Source organism: Streptomyces sp. CRN 30, assembly GCF_034105845.1.
In genome coordinates, this window is the sequence record NZ_JAVRHI010000054.1 from 1 (window position 1) to 2,675 (window position 2,675).

Sequence of the window (2,675 nt, forward strand, 5' to 3'; positions counted from 1 at the left end):
GCATGGACGGCGCGCCGACGGGCACGGGCGCCCGGTGGAGCCGGGCGAGGAGGGCGCCCGCCGCCGCCCAGGGCGCGTCCTCGGGGGTGTCCGGGTCGACCGGGGTGCCGTACGGCCAGAAGGTCACCTGGCGGCCGTGCAGGCCGGCCGGGGCGGGGTGGAGCGGGGCGAGGAGGATGTCGGGGAGCGCCGCGGCGGTGGCGACGCGGACGGCGAGCTCCGCGGGATCGCTGCCGGGTGCGTGCGCCTTGGCGACCGTGTCGCCGTGCCGGACGACCGTCCCGTCGTCCCGCTCGGCGAGCACCGTGTCCCGGTGTCCGCAGGGCCCGCCCCGGGGGTGGGCCGCCCGGCGGGCGCCGGCGGTGAGCGCGGGCAGTACGTCTACGGTCACGGGGCTCCCTGAACGGCTGGACGGTGGCCGGATACCGTCCGTGAGCGTAGGCGCACGGCACGGCGGCGGGCGCGCGGGTGGGTGGGGGCGTGACGCCGGGCGGGGCGGGGAAGCGTGGGCGCACAGCGCAACGCCCGCGCGGCTCCCCAGCCGCGCGGGCGTCCGTGCCGTCCGCCGCACCCCCGTCCCCACGGGGTTTCATGGGTGGATGTCCCCGCCCGAACCGCTCTTCCGGGCCTGGGGTCGCCGCTCAGCGCCCCAGCATCACGCCCACGGACGACGCATGGGTGGCCACTGCCTCGAAGCCGCCGAAGGCGTACAGGAGCAGGGCCGCCAGGGGGAGGACCATCGCGGTCGCCACCAGGGGGTGGCGCCGCCCCGCACGACCGGTGGGCGACGCGGCGCCGTGCGCCTCGTGCCGCCGACTGCGGACCGCCGTCCGCGGTGCCGTGTGGGCCATGGTCCCTCTCCTGACCGATCTGTCGATCGTCCTTGGCAGCGGCGGGCGTCCGACCTCGGGGGACGAGTGCTGCACCCGCCGCTTGACGACAAATCTACGGGCGTTGCGGATGCGGGTCGTCATGCCCTCGTACCGATTGCCGGGCCTCCCGGAGGATGACCCGTGACCTGCGGCGTACTCCCCTGGGTGGAGACGGCGTCCTAGGTCTCGGGGTCTTCCCGGAGGGGACGTCCGGAGTGCCCCGACTGTTCCGAGCCGTCCTCCCGCGGCACCGGCTGTTCGACCAGGGCCAGCACCCGGTTCGCCATGAAGCGGGCCGTACGCACCACTGTCCCGCTTCGCGTGACTTCGCTCACTTCCACGACGCCCCGGCGCACCGCCGTCTCCACCCGGCGGCCCGCCCTGCTCGCCACCACCTCGTACGTACGCGTCGTGTCACCGGCGTCCACGACGATCTCCACACGGTCACCCTTCACGGGTTCAATCCCCCTTCCGCGGCAGGTCGTTGGGATCAGGGCCGGCCCAGCGCCGTCCCGAACTCCTGTTCCCTGACCACGTTTCAAGTGTCCCACCCGGCACTGACAATCCATCGGATCGCGAGGGCGCGGCCTCTGCGCGGACCCGGCCGTGGAAACGTAAGCTGTGGCTCGTCATACGGACCGGGCAGCGGGGATGGACATGGCGATGATGCGCCTGAGGCGCGAGGACCCGCGCGTCGTCGGCTCGTTCAGGCTTCACAGACGGCTCGGCGCGGGCGGCATGGGCGTGGTCTACCTGGGCTCCGACCGGAAGGGTCAGCGGGTCGCGCTGAAGGTGATCCGGCCCGATCTGGCGGAGGACCAGGAGTTCCGGTCGCGGTTCGCGCGCGAGGTCTCGGCGGCCCGGCGGATCCGGGGCGGGTGCACGGCCCGGCTGGTGGCCGCCGATCTGGAGGCGGACCGGCCGTGGTTCGCCACGCAGTACGTGCCCGGGCCGTCGCTGCACGACAAGGTCGCCGAGGCGGGCCCGCTGCCGGCCGTCGAGGTCGCCGCGATCGGGGCCGCCCTCTCCGAGGGGCTCGTCGCCGTGCACGAGGCGGGCGTGGTGCACCGGGACCTCAAGCCGTCCAACATCCTGCTCTCCCCCAAGGGTCCGCGGATCATCGACTTCGGCATCGCGTGGGCCACGGGCGCGTCGACGCTGACGCACGTCGGCACGGCCGTGGGGTCGCCCGGGTTCCTCGCGCCGGAGCAGGTGCGCGGTGCCGCCGTCACCCCGGCGACCGACGTGTTCGCGCTGGGCGCCACGCTCGCGTACGCGGCGATGTCCGACTCGCCGTTCGGGCACGGCAGTTCCGAGGTGATGCTGTACCGGGTGGTGCACGAGGAGCCCCAGCTCAACGGCGTCCCGGACGCGTTGGCCCCCCTCGTCCGCGCCTGTCTCGCCAAGAACCCGGAGGAACGGCCCACCACCCTGCAACTGTCGCTGCGGCTCAAGGAGATCGCCGCCCGTGAGGCGCAGGGGCTCACGGAGACGCGCCCGCCCGGGCCGCGCGCCGACTCCGACCGGCCGTCGGGCCGGCTCGCGGGACCGCACGCCGAGCAGCGCACCCAGCGCCGCTCCCAGGGCTCTGCGGGCACTCCCCCGCCGCGTACCGGCGGCGGCTCACGCACGGGCGGCGGCTCGCGCACGGGAGACGGCGCGCGTACGGGAGGTGGCTCGCGCACGGGGGGATCGTCCCGTACCGGCGGGGGCGCGTCCCGTACCGGCGGGAGCTCGCGGTCCTCGTCGGGGGCGCGTCCCGGGCAGCAGCGGGGCCCCCGCTCCGGCGGCAGGCCCGCACCG

At 75.5% G+C, this 2,675-nt stretch carries 3 protein-coding genes and 1 pseudogene; 1 reads left to right on the forward strand and 3 read right to left on the reverse strand.

Annotation, left to right across the window (positions count from 1 at the left end; translation table 11 throughout):
• The 3 genes and pseudogenes from UW392_RS05220 to UW392_RS05230 all read right to left on the reverse strand — a co-directional run.
• Nucleotides 1-391, reverse strand: a pseudogene (locus tag UW392_RS05220) (aminoglycoside phosphotransferase family protein); the annotation flags it as partial.
• Nucleotides 392-641: 250 nt separating this feature from the next.
• On the reverse strand, nt 642-851 hold the full coding sequence (locus UW392_RS05225) for a hypothetical protein (RefSeq protein ID WP_320773671.1): 210 nt from the start codon (nt 849-851) through the stop codon (nt 642-644).
• 200 nt (nt 852-1,051) lie between these two features.
• A complete protein-coding gene (locus UW392_RS05230) occupies nt 1,052-1,327 on the reverse strand; it encodes a hypothetical protein (RefSeq protein WP_320773672.1) in 276 nt (91 codons plus the stop codon).
• Between the two features lie 196 nt (nt 1,328-1,523).
• Between UW392_RS05230 and UW392_RS05235 the strand changes: the two genes are divergently transcribed.
• Nucleotides 1,524-2,675, forward strand: a 1,152-nt coding sequence (locus UW392_RS05235) for a serine/threonine-protein kinase (RefSeq protein WP_320773673.1), incomplete at its 3' end; no start/stop codon positions are given.